Below are 13347 nucleotides of genomic sequence, written 5' to 3' on the forward strand. Positions count from 1 at the left end.
GTCCCAGTCGAACGTGTTCAGATCCCGCATAGCATGTCTTGGGTGAGTGTCGCGCTCGGAACAACCCGCCCGCTGCCGGTTCGCACCGCCCCCGTCGGCGACCCCGGTGACCTGCTGGCTTCCCTGCCCAGGACGGCACCCTACGCCTGGGTCAGGAACGGCGAGGGACTCGTCGGCTGGGGCGAGGCCGCCAAGGTGAGCGTACCCCCGGGTCCGGGCAGGTTCGCCTGGGCACGCCAGTGGCTCGCGGACGTCTTCGGCGACGCCCACATCGACGACGCCGTACGCACGCCCGGCTCGGGTCCCGTCGCCTTCGGCAGCTTCACCTTCGACGAGAACGCCCGCGGCTCGGTGCTGGTGGTGCCGCAGACCGTGCTGGCCCGCCGCGACGGCCACGCCTGGCTGACCACCATCGGCGACGCGCCGCTGGGGACGTTCTCCCCCATCCGTGAGCCCGGCCGGATCAGCTACGGCGACGGCAGCCTCACCGCGCCCGAGTGGGAGCACGTCGTGGCCCGCGCCGCCCGCCGCATCCGCGCCGGCGAGCTGGAGAAGGTGGTGCTCGCCCGCGACCTCGTCGCCACCGCCCAGCGCCCCATCGACGTGCGGCTGCTGCTGGCCCGGCTGGCCCGCCGCTACCCCGAGTGCTACACGTTCTCGGTCGCGGGCCTGGTCGGCGCCACCCCGGAGCTGCTGATCCGGCGCACCGGCCAGGAGATCGAGTCGCTGGTGCTGGCCGGGACGACCGCGCGCGGCACCGGCCCGGCCGACGACGTCGCCCGCGGCGCCGCGCTGTTCGCCTCGCACAAGGACCGGCACGAGCACGAGTGCGCGATCGCCTCCGTCCGCCAGGCCCTGGCCCCGCTGTGCTCGTCGCTGCGCACCCCCGACGTTCCGGAGTTGCTGGTGCTGCCCAACGTGCAGCACCTGGCCAGCCACGTCAGCGGCCGGCTGGCCGACGGGGCGTCGGTGCTCGACGTGGTCGCCGCCATGCACCCCACCGCGGCCGTCGGCGGCACCCCGACGGACACCGCGATCAAGGTCATCCGCGAACTGGAGGGCATGGACCGGGCCGGGTACGCCGGCCCCGTGGGCTGGATCGACGCCCACGGCGACGGCGAGTGGGGCATCGCGCTGCGCTCCGGGCTCGTACAGGGCCGCCGCGTCCGGCTGTTCGCCGGCGGCGGCATCATGGGCGACTCCGACCCGGCCGCCGAGCTGGCCGAGGCGCAGGCCAAGTTCCGCGTCATGCAGTACGCCCTGGAGGGGTGATCATTCCGGCACGTGGATGTCGTCGCCCAGGGTCACCCGCGCCCGGCCGGCCGTCAGCGTGGCCACCCAGTCGGCGAACTTCGCCACCTCGTCCGCGCCCACCGCGACGATGAAGGTGACCTCGCTCGCGTACGTCACCTCGCGGACCGCGTGGCGGGAGGCACGCAGGTCGTTCTCCACCCGGCCGGCCTGGTCGTGCGCCACCGCGACGGCGACCAGCTTGGCCGGCACCATGCGCACCGGCTCGGCCCGGTCCAGGGTCTCGGTCACCGCCGACCCGTAGGCGCGCACCAGCCCGCCCGCGCCCAGCAGGACGCCGCCGAAATAGCGGGTCACCACCGCCACCACGTCGCTGAACCCCCTGCCCACCAGGGCCTGCACCATGGGCGTGCCCGCGGTGCCGCCCGGCTCGCCGTCGTCGTCGCCCTTCTGCACACGCTCCCCGATGACGTAGGCGGTGCAGTTGTGCGTGGCGTCCGCGTACCGGCTGCGGCGCGCGGCGATGAACGCCGCCGCCTCCTCGACGCTGCGCGCGGGCGCGAGCGCGCAGATGAAACGCGATCGCCGCACCTCGGTCTCGTGCTCGACGGTGGTCTCAAGGGTGAGGTACGGGACTGGCACATGCGTCAGCGTATGCCCTCGCCGCCGCCGCCATCGGAGCCGATATCGCCGGCGGCGGCGCGGCCACGATGTCCTAACCCTCGATCAGCACGTCGCGCAGCAGCGTGCGCGGCCCTGGCCGGCGCTTCCACTCCCGGGGATAGCCGAGCGACACCTCCTCGAAGCGCACCCCGTCGTACCAGGTGACGCGCGGGATGTGCAGGTGCCCGTAGATCATCGCCGCCGTCGGGTAGCGCCTGTGCCAGTCCCGGGTGGCCACGGTCCCGCACCACTGGGCGAACTCCGGATACCACAGCACGTCCGTCGGCTCGCGTACCAGCGGGTAGTGGTTGACGAACACCACCGGCACGTCGTCCAGCTCCGCCAGCCGCCGCTCGGTCAGCGCCACCCGCGCCTGGCACCACGCCTCACGGCTCGGGTACGGGTCCGGATGCAGCAGGTGCTCGTCGGTGCACACCACGCCGGTGCTGTGGGCGTAGGCGAGCGCCGCCTCCTTCGTGGGGATGCCGGGCGGCCGGAACGTGTAGTCGTACAGCAGGAAGAGCGGCACGATCCGCACCGGCCCGCCGGGCCCCTCCCAGAGCGGGTAGGCGTCCTCCGGGGTGACGATCCCCAGGTTCCGGCACATGCTCACCAGGTGCTCGTAGCGGGCGACGCCCTTGAGCTCCGGCGGGTCCCCCGGCGGCGTCCACAGCTCGTGGTTGCCCGGCGTCCAGACCACCCGCTCGAAGCGGCCGGCCAGCAGGCCCAGCGCCCAGGCGATGTCCTCCAGCCGCTCGCCGACGTCCCCGGCCACCAGCAGCCAGTCCCCCGGCGTGACGGGTTTCAGCTCCTGCACGATGGCGCGGTTCTCGGCATAGGAGACGTGCAGGTCACTGACGGCCAGCAACCTGTTCTCGGAGCCGTCCTCGGTCAAGGCGTATCTCCTTCCGGATGCTACGAGCATGACACGCCCGGCTCAGCACAGCATCGTCTCCAGCGGCACCGGCGCGAAGATCCGTACCCACGGATGAGCGGCATCCGGTCGAACGGGCCGCCCGGCGGGCCGCGCCCGCCGGGCCTTCACGTCGGCGCATGGACGTAATAACGGCCCAGGGAGCGGCATCCACCGATCGGGCGCCTTTACATTGTAGATCAGGAACTCAGCCACCGCCGCAGCATGGCCGTGGCCAGCTCCATGGAGGCCTTGTACGCGTTCGTGTCGCGCAGCACGTTCAGCATGGCGAAGTCGTGGATCATCCCGGCCAGCCGCACCGACGTCACGTCGTTGCCCGCCTCCCGCAGCCGCGCAGCGTACAACTGGCCCTCGTCGCACAGCACGTCCGCCTCGCCGTTCAGCACCAGCGCCGGCGGCAGGTCGCGCAGCTCCTCCGCACGCGCCCGCAGCGGCGAGGCGTGGCTCTCGGCCCGCTGGGACGGGTCGGTCGTGTACTGGTCCCAGAACCACTTCATGCCGTCGCGGCTGAGGTAGTAGCCGGTGGCGAAGCGCTGGTAGGAGTCGGTGTCGAAGCGGGCGTCCGTGACCGGGTAGAACAGCACCTGGCCCCGCAGCCGCACGTCGCCGCGCTCCTTGGCCGTCAGCGCCAGCACGGCGGCCATGTTGCCGCCGACGGAGTCCCCGCATACCGCCATCCGATCCGCGTCGAGTCCCTTCTCCCCGCCGTGCTCCATCACCCACCGGGCCGCGGCGTGGTTCTGCTCGATCTGGACGGGGTACTTCGCCTCGGGCGCGCGGTCGTACTCCGGGAAGACCACGGCGGCGCCGCAGCGGGTGGCCAGCTCGCGCACCAGCCGGTCGTGCGTGTGCGCGGAGCCGAACACCCAGCCGGCGCCGTGGATATAGAAGATCGCCGGCAGCGTCCCCGTGGCACCCTTCGGCTTGACGATCCGCACCGGCACCAGCCCGGTCGGCCCGCCCTGGACCTGGATCCACTCCTCGTCGATGTCCGGCATGGACACCTTGAGGTTGGATTGGAGCCGCTCCAGCACCTCCCGCCCCTGTTCCGGCGGGAGCTCGTAGACAAAAGGGCGCTTGGCGGTGGCCTCGGCGAACTCCTGGGCCGCCTGCTCCAGCACGACCTTCTTGATCATCGTGGTCACGGTGTCCCCCGGCTCCTCGGCGTACGGCGCTCCGAGGTGTTTGTGCCTTTCCGCACCTCCAGGGGACCGCCCGGAACCGTCAAATCCCGCTCAAGCCGCTCACTCCCGCTGCAGCTCGTGTGCCAGCTCCTCCAGCTCCGCCCCGCCCGCCATGAGCGCGGTCAGCTCCTGCGGGGTGATGTCGGCCTTGGCGTACTCGCCCAGGGTGGTCCCCCGGTTGAGCAGCAGGAACCGGTCCCCCACCGGGTAGGCGTGATGCGGGTTGTGGGTGATGAAGACCACGCCGAGCCCCCGGTCGCGGGCCCTGGCGATGTAGCGCAGCACCACGCCGGCCTGCTTGACCCCGAGAGCGGAGGTGGGCTCGTCGAGGATGAGGACGCGGGCGCCGAAGTAGACGGCCCTGGCGATGGCCACCGACTGCCGTTCCCCGCCGGACAGCGTGCCGACGGGCTGGTCCACATCGCGGATGTCGATGCCCATCGCGCGCAGCTCCTCGCGGGCCACCCGGCGGGCCTGGTGCACGTCGAAGGCCAGGCCCTTGCGCGGCTCGGAGCCGAGGAAGAAGTTCCGCCAGACCGACATGAGCGGGATCATCGCCAGGTCCTGGTAGACGGTGGCGATGCCGCGCTCGAGCGCGTCGCGCGGGCCGGCGAAGCGCACCGGCGAGCCGTCCACCAGGAGCGTGCCCGCGTCGTGCTGGTGCACCCCGGCGAGGATCTTGATGAGCGTGGACTTGCCCGCGCCGTTGTCGCCGAGCACGCAGGTGACCTGGCCCGCCGCCACGCCCATCGACACCTCGCGCAGCGCCAGCACCGAGCCGAACGTCTTGCCGATGCCCCGGGTCTCGAGAATCAATGTCGCACCTCCTCGGCGTAGCGCCGGACCAGGTGGTTGGCCAGCGTGGCCAGCAGCAGCATCGCGCCGAGGAAGAACTTGAACCAGTCGGCGTCCCAGCCCAGGAACACGATGCCCTTGTCGGCCATGCCGAAGATCACGGCGCCGATGGCGGCTCCGACGGCGGAGCCGTACCCGCCGGTGAGCAGGCAGCCGCCGATCACGGCGGCGATGATGTAGATGAACTCCTGCCCGATGCCGATGTTGGCCTGCACGGAGGTGTATCGCAGCGCCAGGATCGAGCCGACCAGCCAGGCGGCGACCGCCGTCGTCATGAACAGGGCGATCTTCGTACCGGCGGCCGGAACGCCGACCGCGCGGGCGGCCTGCTCGTTGCCGCCCACCGCGAAGATCCAGTTACCGGCCGTGGAGCGCATCAGCACCCACGTGGCCACCGCGGTGACCAGGATCCACCACAGGATCGCCACCCGGAACGAGGTCCCGCCGATCTGGATGGTCCCGGCGAAGATCGCGCTGGCGCTCTCGAACCCGTCGGCCCGGCGCAGGCCGCTGACCTGCACGGACCCGGTGATCATCTTGGTGACGCCGAGGTTGATGCCCTGCAGCATGAGGAACGTGCCGAGCGTGACGATGAAGCTCGGCAGCTTGGTGCGGGTCACGACCAGGCCGTTCGCGAGCCCGACGGCCAGCGCCACGACCAGGCCCACGAGCATGGCGAGCCACACGTTGAAGCCGAAGCGGGTGGCCAGCGTGACGAGGATCAGGCCGCTCGTGCCGGTCATCACGCCCGCCGACAGGTCGAACTCGCCGCCGATCATCAGCAGCGCGACCGCGACCGCCATGATGCCGAGCGTGGCGGCCGGGTCGAGCCAGTTCGCGATGCCGGCCGGCGACCGGAACACCGGCGACTGCGCGGCGAAGAACGCGAACACCGCGACCAGTCCGACCACCGCGCCCAGCTCCGGCCGGATCAGCAGGCGGCGGGCCGGCCCGACGTGGGCGACCCGCTCGTCGGCCGTCATCGTCATCGGGTGCCCGCCTCGGCCAGCTTGGCCACCTGCTCGGCGTTGTCCTTGGTCACGAACCCGGGCCCGGTGTTGACGGGCAGGCCGCCGCCGACGGTGTTGAGGTTGCCCTTGTACAGGTTGAGGAACGTGATCGGCAGGTAGCCCTGCAGGTACTGCTGCTGGTCCACGGCGAACAGGATCTCCCCTGCCTTGATCGCGTCCACGACGTCACCCGACAGGTCGAACGTCCCCAGCTTCGCCTGCGACCCCGAGTCCTTGATCGCGTCCCTGGCGGCGATCGCGACGGCCGGGTTGAGCCCCAGCACGCCGTTGACCTGCTTGTCCGACTGGAGCTTGGCGGTGACCTTGGAGGTGACGTCGGCCAGGTTGCTGACGTCCACCTGCAGCCGCTCCACGGTCCCGCCCAGCGTCTGCTCCGCGCCCTTGCAGCGCTGGTCGAGCCCGACGTTGCCGGCCTCGTGGATGACGCACAGCAGCTTGGTGACGCCGGCGGCCTTGAGCTGCTCGCCCGCGCCGCGCCCGGCCACGTCCTCGGACTGGCCGACGTGGGTGATGGCGCCGAACGCCTTGGAGGAGTCTGCGCCCGAGTTGATCGTCACCACCGGGATCTTCGCCGCGACGGCCTTGCCGATGGCCTCCTTCAGCGCGTCGGGGTTGGCCATGGAGACCACGATGCCGTCCACCTTCTCGGAGACGGCCTGGTCGATGAGCTGTGACTGTTTGGCGGGGTCGCCGTCGCCCTGGTAGGTGACCTTCACCCCGTACTGCTTGCCCGCGGCCTCGGCGCCGTTCTTGACCACGTCCCAGAAGGAGTCCCCCGGGGCTCCATGGGTGATGACGGCGAAACCGGCGCCGCTCCCGGCTTGAGCCGGGGAGGAAGCGGGCGGGGCGCTCTGCGCGGTCTGCCCTCCGGAGGAGGAGCAGCCGGTCACGGCGAGAGCGCCGAGCAGGGCCAGCACGATCGGGATACGTCGCATAGGACACCTCCAAGACCAACGGGCTTGGCCTGGTTGTACCTCAATATCAACTTCATGTATAGACATAATGACTAACATTGGATTTCTGTGTCAGGAGCAGCAGAACGGAAGGCTACGTTCCCTATACTGCGGGTATGACCAGTGCTCCGATGAGCGGCCGCAAGGCGCAGGCCGCGCGCAACGACGAGTTGATCCTTCAGGCGGCGCGGGCCGTCTTCACCGCCGATCCGGGCGCCCCCATCGCGGCCGTGGCCGAGCGGGCGGGCGTCGGGATCAGCGCACTCTACCGCCGCTACCCCAGCAAGGAAGCCCTCCTGCAGAAGCTCTGCGGTGACGGGCTCAAGCTCTACATCGAGGTAACGGAGCGGGCGCTGGACGACGACGGCGATCCGTGGGAGGCGTTCGCCGGCTACCTGCGCGGCATCGTGGACGCCGACACCAACTCGCTGACGATCAAACTGGCCGGCACCTTCCAGCCGACGGAGGAGCTGGGCCGCGACGCGGTCAGGGCCGGGATGCTCGCCACCGACATCCACCACCGGGCGGTGGCGGCCGGCGTACTGCGGCCGGACGTGACAGTGGCCGACATCGCCCTGCTGTTCGAGCAGATCGCCTCCATCAAGCTGGGCGACGAGCAGCGCATCTCCGAGCTGCGCCACCGCCACCTGACGCTGATGATGGACGCGCTGCGGGTGCCGCCGGCCCACCGCGATCTGCCAGGTCCGGCGCCCACGGACGAAGAGCTTTCGGCCCGGTGGTGGAACGGCTCCTAAGCACGACATCAGCGATCCGGCGCCTCGGCGGCGAGCCCCGGCTACCGGAATCGTCGGCAGGTGCTCCGGCGTTCACGCCGGGGTGAAGCCGACCAGCCCGCGTAGCGGGGCAAGGACAGCCGATTCGCCGCCGGGGCGGATCGGCGTCTGGTGGCGTCATCGTGTCAGGTACCGCCGGACGGGCGGGAACGGAGCCGTGAGGCTCGAAAGCCTGTGGAGACCCGGTAAGACCACCCCGGTGGCGCAGGTCGATGAAGCAGGAAGCCGCAGAAGTGTCGCGTATGCGGCACAGGCTGAATCGTCGCCATTCATGGCGGCGAGCGCGTCAAATGTCCGAGGCCTGACGGTCCTTCGCGGACGGCGGATCGGTGGGCCGCTGATCCGCGGACGGCTGACCGGCCGGTGCCCGGTTGGTGAGCGTGTGGTCGGCGGGATCGGCCGGCGGGTGGTCGGTGGGCCGGCCGTCCGCGAGCTGCCGGGCCAGGGCCATGGTGCGGCGGGCACTCGCGACGATCGGGGCGTCCACGAACCGGCCGTCGGGCAGCGCGATCGCGCCGATCCCCGACCGCTCGGCCAGCTCCGCCGCCTCAATGATCTCGGCGGCCCTGGCCGCCTCCTCCTCCGTGGGGCGGAAGGCCCGGCGGATCGCGGGGATCTGGCGGGGGTGGATCGCGGTCCTGCCGAACAGGCCGAGCGCGCGACCCGCCCGGCAGGAGGCGATGAGCCCGGCCTCGTCCTTGACGTCCGGATACACCGACATCGGCACCGGCGGCAGACCCGCCGCCGCGGCGGCGAGGACGACCTGGAGCCTGAGGTGGTTCATGGCGTTCTCGTCGGTGATGGCCAGCTCGGCGGCCAGGTCCTGCTCGCCGAGCGCCACGCCGGCGACCTGTGGGTGCGCGGCTATTTCCCGGGCAGCGATGATCCCGGCCGCCGACTCCAGCAGCGCGTACGCCGGGGCGCCGGTGACCCCGTCGAGCACGGCGGCCGACTCGACCTTCGGCAGCCGCACGGCATCAGCCAGCCCACCGACGGCGGCCAGGTCGTCGAGCCCACGCGGCGTGGCCACATCGTTGACCCGCACATGCACCTGCACCGCCGCGGCATGGGGCACCCCGGTCGCGGTCAGCGTGTCGCGGCGGGCGAGCAGGTAGGCGACGGCGTTGGCGCGGGCCTCGTCCTTGCGGGCCGGCGCGACCGCGTCCTCCAGGTCGATGATGACCACGTCGGCCCCGGACGCGACCGCCTTGGCGAACCGTTCCGGCCGGTCGCCGGGGACGTACAGCCACGTCACGGGGACGTTCACGCGATCACCCCGGCCTCGCGCAGCGCCGCGATCCGCTCCTGCGGATAGTCGAGCTCGCCGAGCACCTCGTCGGTGTCCCGGCCGAGCGGGCGGCCCGGCCAGCGGATCTCGCCGGGCGTGTCCGAGAGGCGGAATAAGACGTTCTGCATGGTGAGCGAGCCGAGCTCCTCGTCGGGCACCTCGGCGAACGTGCCGAGCGCCGCGTACTGCGGGTCCTCGGCGATGTCGGTCACGTCGTAGATGGGCGCGACCGCGGCCTGGACCTCCTCGAAGCGGGCGATGACCTCGTCGGCGTCCCGCTCGGCGATCCACGAGGCGACCGCCTCGTCCAGCTCGTCCACGTGCTGGACGCGGCCGTGGCCGCTGCCGAACCAGGGCTGGGCGACCAGGTCGGGGCGGCCGACGAGGGTGACCACACGCTCGGCGATGGGCTGGGCGCTGGTGGAGATCGCCAGCCAGCGCCCGTCGCGGGTGCGGTACGTGTTGCGCGGCGCGTTGCTGCTCGAGCGGTTCCCGGTCCGCTGGGGCACGATCCCGAGAGCCTTGTACGCGCTCATCTGCGGCCCCAGCAGCCCCATGATCGGCTCGATGATGGCCATGTCGATCACCTGGCCGCGTCCGGTCCGCTCGCGGGCGTGCAGCGCGACCATGATGGCGTACGACATGGCCAGGCCCGCGATGCCGTCGGCGAGCGCCAGCGGCGGCAGCGTGGGCGGCCCGTCCGGCTGTCCGGTCATGGCGGCGAACCCGCTCATGGCCTCGGCGAGCGTCCCGAACCCCGGCTGCCTGGCCATCGGCCCGTGCTGCCCGAACCCGGTCATCCGCGCCACGATCAGCCGGGGGTTGGCCTTCAGCAGGTCCTCAGGGGCGAGGTTCCAGCGTTCCAGGGTGCCGGGGCGGAAGTTCTCGATCAGCACGTCGGACCGCTCGGCCAGGCGGCGCAGGATCTCCTGGCCCTCGGCCCGCGACAGGTCGACGGCCGCGGCGCGCTTGTTGCGCGACAGCGTCTTCCACCACAGCCCCACCCCGTTCACGGAGGCGCCGTGCCCGCGCGAGGGGTCGCCGCGCCGGGGATGCTCGATCTTGATCACGTCGGCGCCGAAGTCGGCCAGCATCATCGCGGCGGAGGGACCGGCGAACAGCGTCGCGGCGTCGATGACCCGCAGGTCGGCGAGGCTCGTCATGGTCATGTAACTTATAAGAAATATGTCATAGGGCCAACCGTGCAGACCGTAATGCGAGACACTTGGGGACATGTCAGCCATCGAACCCCGGCCGCCCATGAGCAAGGCCGACTACGTCTACAGCGTGCTGCTCGACGAGATCCGCACCGCGCGGATCCCCGGCGGCACGGCGCTGCGGGCGGGGGCGGTGGCCAAGCGGCTCGGCGTGTCGGTCACTCCGGTGCGCGAGGCGCTGCGCAGGCTGGAGAAGGACCGGCTGATCAGCTACGAGGCGCATCACGGCGCGACCGTGGTGGACCTGGGCGAGGAGGCCCTGGCCGAGTACTACGGGCTGCGCGCGGTCGTCGAAGGGTTCGGCGCGCGCCTGGCGGCGGCCCGGATCACCCCGCAGGAGCTGGCCTCTTTGCGGGAGCTGCATGCCGCGATGGCCGGCGACGCCGCGCGGGGCCGCCATGACCGGCTCGGCGAGCAGAGCAGGCAGTTCCATCTGCGCATCGTGGACATCGGCGGGCCCGCGTTCCTGGGGGCGCACGCCAGGGCGGTGCGCAACAGCTTCCCCGTGCCCGCGGAGGCGTCGCTCTGGCTGGACGAGGCCCAGGTCGAGGCCCAGCTGAAGGCACACGAGGGCATCTTGGCGGCTCTGGAAGCCGGTGGCGGCGAGGCGGCGGAGCGCATCATGATCGACCACGTCCGCAGCGCCGGCGACTACCGCGCCCGCCATTGAGCGCCCACCAGGCGACGCCCGCAGGTCACCGCTGTCGTGGCACTGTCGTGACCGCGCCCCTCCCCGCTATCGTGATCAATGAGTGGGAAGGCACGACACGCATCGGGGCACTGTCATGATCAAGGGCGTCCTGTTCGACCTGGACGGCACCCTGCTCGACCACCGGAGCGCCGCCGACGCCGCGATCACGGCCTGGGCGTCGGCGCACTGCCCCGGCCATGCCCGCCTGGCCGAGGTGGCGGCGCTCTGGGCCGGTCTGGAAGAGCCGTACCTGGCGATGTGGCACGCGGGCGAGTGCTCGCTGGAGGACCAGCGGCGTTTCCGGGTGCGTGCCCTCTGCCGGGAGCTGCTCGTGGCCGAGCCCGCCGACCTCGACGCGGCGTTCAGGGACTTCGCCGAGCGCTACCGCCGGCACTGGGCCGCCTACCCGGACGCGGCCGAGGCGGTGGCCGGGTTGTCCGGGTTCGCGCTGGGCGTGCTGACGAACGGCACGCAGCTGATGCAGGAGGCGAAGGTCCGCGCGATCGGCCTCGACGGGCCGCTGCGCACGGTGCTGACGGGCGAGGTGCTGGGCGGCCACTTCAAGCCGGCGCCCGCCTGCTACACCGGCGCGGCGGCCGCGCTGGGACTGGCGCCGGAGGAGGTGCTGCTGGTGGGCGACGACGTGGACAAGGACGTGACGGGAGCGGCGGCGGCCAGGATGCGCGCGGTCTGGCTCGACCGGCTCGGCGTCGAGCCCGCGCCCGCCGGTTTCCCCCGGATCACGACACTGGCCGACCTGCCGCGGCTCGTCCACGACCTCTAGCGGCCGCCCACCGCATCCGGCCTCTGGCCCTCCTGGCGCGCCAGCCCTTCGCTCACCTCGGCCAGTGCCGAGCCGGCCAGGTCGAAGCCGCCGACGTGGGCCAGGTAGTCGCCCTTCACGAGAGGATCGCCCAGGTAGACGCCGCCCGCCTGGCGCACCAGCAGCGCTCCCGCCGCCACGTCCCACGGGTTGGACCAGGTGCCGAACGCGGCGTCCGACCACCCGGCGGCGACGTGCGCGAGGTTGAGCGCGGCGCTGCCCGGCCGGCGCACGGTGGAGAACAACTCCAGGATCCGCCCGTAGCGCCGCAGCGCCACCTCGCCGTCCGTCTCCAGGTCGAGCGGCGAGGGATAGCTCGTCAGGAGCATCGCCTCGCGGTCGGTCGCCGCGCCCGCGCTGCGGATGGGGGTGCCGTTGCACCAGGCGCCCTCGGTGGTGGCGGTGAACTCGTCGTCGCGTACCGGGTCGTACACCACGCCCGCCACCAGCTCGCCGCGGACGGCGGCGGCGATGGAGACGCAGAAGAACGGCAGCCCGGCGGCGAAGTTGGCGGTGCCGTCGATGGGGTCGACATACCAGGTCACGTCACCGGAGCCGGTCGAGCCGCCCTCCTCCCCCACGATCGCGCTGTCCGGCACGCGGGCGGTGATGACGGAGCGGATGGTCTCCTCTGCGGCTCGGTCGTGCTCGGTGACGGGGTCGTGGAAGTCGCGTTTGGTGGCCACTTCCGGGCGGGATCTGAAGGCCTTGCGCAGCCGGGGGCCGACGGCCCTGGCTGCCTCGGCGGCGGTGTCGAGCAGCTCTGTCACGTCCATCACGCTCAGCCTAGCCCCCCGGTACGCCCGGCGCCGCAGTAGTGGCGATCATGCGACAAGCCACGGCAAATGGTACGCGGAGGGCGACCATTTGTCTGGACATTCTGACCTCGGTTAAGCTGATCATATGACCGCGAACCTGGCCATCGACCTGGACCGATCCAGCCCTGTGCCGCTCTATTTCCAGGTGGCCGAGCAGATCGCCGAGGCGATCCGGCGCGGTGACCTGGCGCCCGGCTCCCGGCTGGACAACGAGATCCTGCTGGCCGACAAGCTCGGGCTGTCCAGGCCGACGATCCGCCAGGCGATCCAATATCTCGTGGACAAGGGCCTGCTGGTACGCAAGCGCGGCGTCGGCACCCAGGTCGTGCACGGCCAGGTCAAGCGCTCGGTCGAGCTGACGAGCCTCTACGACGACCTGCGCAGGGCGGGCCAGGAACCGGCCACACAGGTCTTGGTCCTGGAGCCGCGACCGGTCGAGGAGGAGGTCGCCGGCATCCTGGGCGTCGAGGCCGGGACCGACGTTCTCTACCTGGAGCGGGTGCGGTTCGCGGCCGGCGAGCCGCTGGCCGTGCTGCACAACTGGCTGCCGCTGACCCTGGCCCCGCTGAGCGCCGCCGACCTGGAGGGCCGCGGCCTCTACGAGCTGCTGCGCGGTGCGGGGGTGCGGTTGCGGGTGGCGAACCAGCGCATCGGGGCACGCGCCGCCACCCTGGCGGAGGCCCGCCTGCTGGAGGAACGCCGTGGCGCCCCGCTGCTCACCATGATCCGCACCACGTACGACGACCAGGGCCGGGCCGTCGAGCACGGCTCCCACGTCTACCGCGCCTCCCACTACTCCCTCGAGGTCACGCTGATCGAACGCTGAGCCGGTCGCGGTCTTTCGA

The 13347-nt window shown here is 71.7% G+C and carries 14 protein-coding genes; 5 read left to right on the forward strand and 9 right to left on the reverse strand.

The window, feature by feature from the left end; translation table 11 throughout:
- The first annotated feature begins 42 nt into the window (after positions 1 to 42).
- Positions 43 to 1272, forward strand: coding sequence for an isochorismate synthase (locus ACTMTI_RS19240; protein WP_441121770.1), 1230 nt, complete (start codon positions 43 to 45; stop codon positions 1270 to 1272).
- On the opposite strand, the gene ACTMTI_RS19245 is transcribed toward ACTMTI_RS19240, so the two are convergent.
- The 6 genes from ACTMTI_RS19245 to ACTMTI_RS19270 all read right to left on the reverse strand — a co-directional run bounded on the left by ACTMTI_RS19245 (position 1273) and on the right by ACTMTI_RS19270 (position 6853).
- Positions 1273 to 1893 carry a YigZ family protein gene (locus tag ACTMTI_RS19245; protein WP_441121771.1) on the reverse strand — a complete coding sequence of 207 codons (621 nt, stop codon included), beginning with the start codon at positions 1891 to 1893 and terminating at the stop codon, positions 1273 to 1275. It abuts the gene before it with no gap.
- Between the two features lie 73 nt (positions 1894 to 1966).
- Complete coding sequence (locus ACTMTI_RS19250; RefSeq protein ID WP_441121772.1) at positions 1967 to 2809, reverse strand: metallophosphoesterase family protein; 843 nt, start codon at positions 2807 to 2809, stop codon at positions 1967 to 1969.
- A gap of 218 nt (positions 2810 to 3027) precedes the next feature.
- Positions 3028 to 3984: an alpha/beta hydrolase gene (locus ACTMTI_RS19255; RefSeq protein WP_441122096.1), complete on the reverse strand. Its 957-nt coding sequence runs from the start codon at positions 3982 to 3984 to the stop codon at positions 3028 to 3030.
- Positions 3985 to 4092: 108 nt separating this feature from the next.
- Positions 4093 to 4848 (reverse strand): ATP-binding cassette domain-containing protein, encoded by a 756-nt coding sequence (locus tag ACTMTI_RS19260; protein WP_441121773.1) that lies wholly within the window; start codon positions 4846 to 4848, stop codon positions 4093 to 4095.
- Positions 4845 to 5876, reverse strand: a complete 1032-nt coding sequence (locus ACTMTI_RS19265; RefSeq protein ID WP_441121774.1) for an ABC transporter permease — start codon at positions 5874 to 5876, stop codon at positions 4845 to 4847. Before ACTMTI_RS19265 ends, ACTMTI_RS19260 begins: the two co-directional genes overlap by 4 nt.
- Entirely contained in the window at positions 5873 to 6853 is a 981-nt protein-coding gene (locus tag ACTMTI_RS19270) for a substrate-binding domain-containing protein (RefSeq protein WP_441121775.1), read from the reverse strand. The genes ACTMTI_RS19265 and ACTMTI_RS19270 overlap by 4 nt, the downstream gene beginning before the upstream one ends.
- A gap of 134 nt (positions 6854 to 6987) precedes the next feature.
- Between ACTMTI_RS19270 and ACTMTI_RS19275 the strand changes: the two genes are divergently transcribed.
- Positions 6988 to 7626: a TetR/AcrR family transcriptional regulator gene (locus tag ACTMTI_RS19275; protein ID WP_441121776.1), complete on the forward strand. Its 639-nt coding sequence runs from the start codon at positions 6988 to 6990 to the stop codon at positions 7624 to 7626.
- A 325-nt stretch (positions 7627 to 7951) separates the two neighbouring features.
- Here the strand turns inward: ACTMTI_RS19275 and ACTMTI_RS19280 are convergent, their stop codons facing one another.
- Positions 7952 to 8932, reverse strand: a complete 981-nt coding sequence (locus tag ACTMTI_RS19280) for an HpcH/HpaI aldolase/citrate lyase family protein (protein WP_441121777.1) — start codon at positions 8930 to 8932, stop codon at positions 7952 to 7954.
- Entirely contained in the window at positions 8929 to 10116 is a 1188-nt protein-coding gene (locus ACTMTI_RS19285) for a CaiB/BaiF CoA transferase family protein (RefSeq protein WP_441122097.1), read from the reverse strand. Before ACTMTI_RS19285 ends, ACTMTI_RS19280 begins: the two co-directional genes overlap by 4 nt.
- 70 nt (positions 10117 to 10186) lie before the next feature.
- On the opposite strand from ACTMTI_RS19285, the gene ACTMTI_RS19290 reads away from it, so the two are divergent.
- Both ACTMTI_RS19290 and ACTMTI_RS19295 read left to right on the forward strand, forming a co-directional pair.
- A complete protein-coding gene (locus tag ACTMTI_RS19290; RefSeq protein WP_441121778.1) occupies positions 10187 to 10840 on the forward strand; it encodes a GntR family transcriptional regulator in 654 nt (217 codons plus the stop codon).
- 82 nt (positions 10841 to 10922) lie between these two features.
- Positions 10923 to 11645, forward strand: coding sequence for an HAD family hydrolase (locus tag ACTMTI_RS19295; protein WP_441121779.1), 723 nt, complete (start codon positions 10923 to 10925; stop codon positions 11643 to 11645).
- Here the strand turns inward: ACTMTI_RS19295 and ACTMTI_RS19300 are convergent.
- Positions 11642 to 12460, reverse strand: coding sequence for an inositol monophosphatase family protein (locus ACTMTI_RS19300; RefSeq protein ID WP_441121780.1), 819 nt, complete (start codon positions 12458 to 12460; stop codon positions 11642 to 11644). The genes ACTMTI_RS19295 and ACTMTI_RS19300 overlap by 4 nt on opposite strands.
- A gap of 127 nt (positions 12461 to 12587) precedes the next feature.
- Here ACTMTI_RS19300 and ACTMTI_RS19305 point away from each other — a divergent pair, with 127 nt between their 5' ends.
- Entirely contained in the window at positions 12588 to 13328 is a 741-nt protein-coding gene (locus tag ACTMTI_RS19305) for a GntR family transcriptional regulator (protein WP_441121781.1), read from the forward strand.
- Positions 13329 to 13347: the final 19 nt, after the last annotated feature.

Source organism: Nonomuraea sp. H19, from assembly GCF_052068215.1.
Taxonomy (GTDB): domain Bacteria; phylum Actinomycetota; class Actinomycetes; order Streptosporangiales; family Streptosporangiaceae; genus Nonomuraea.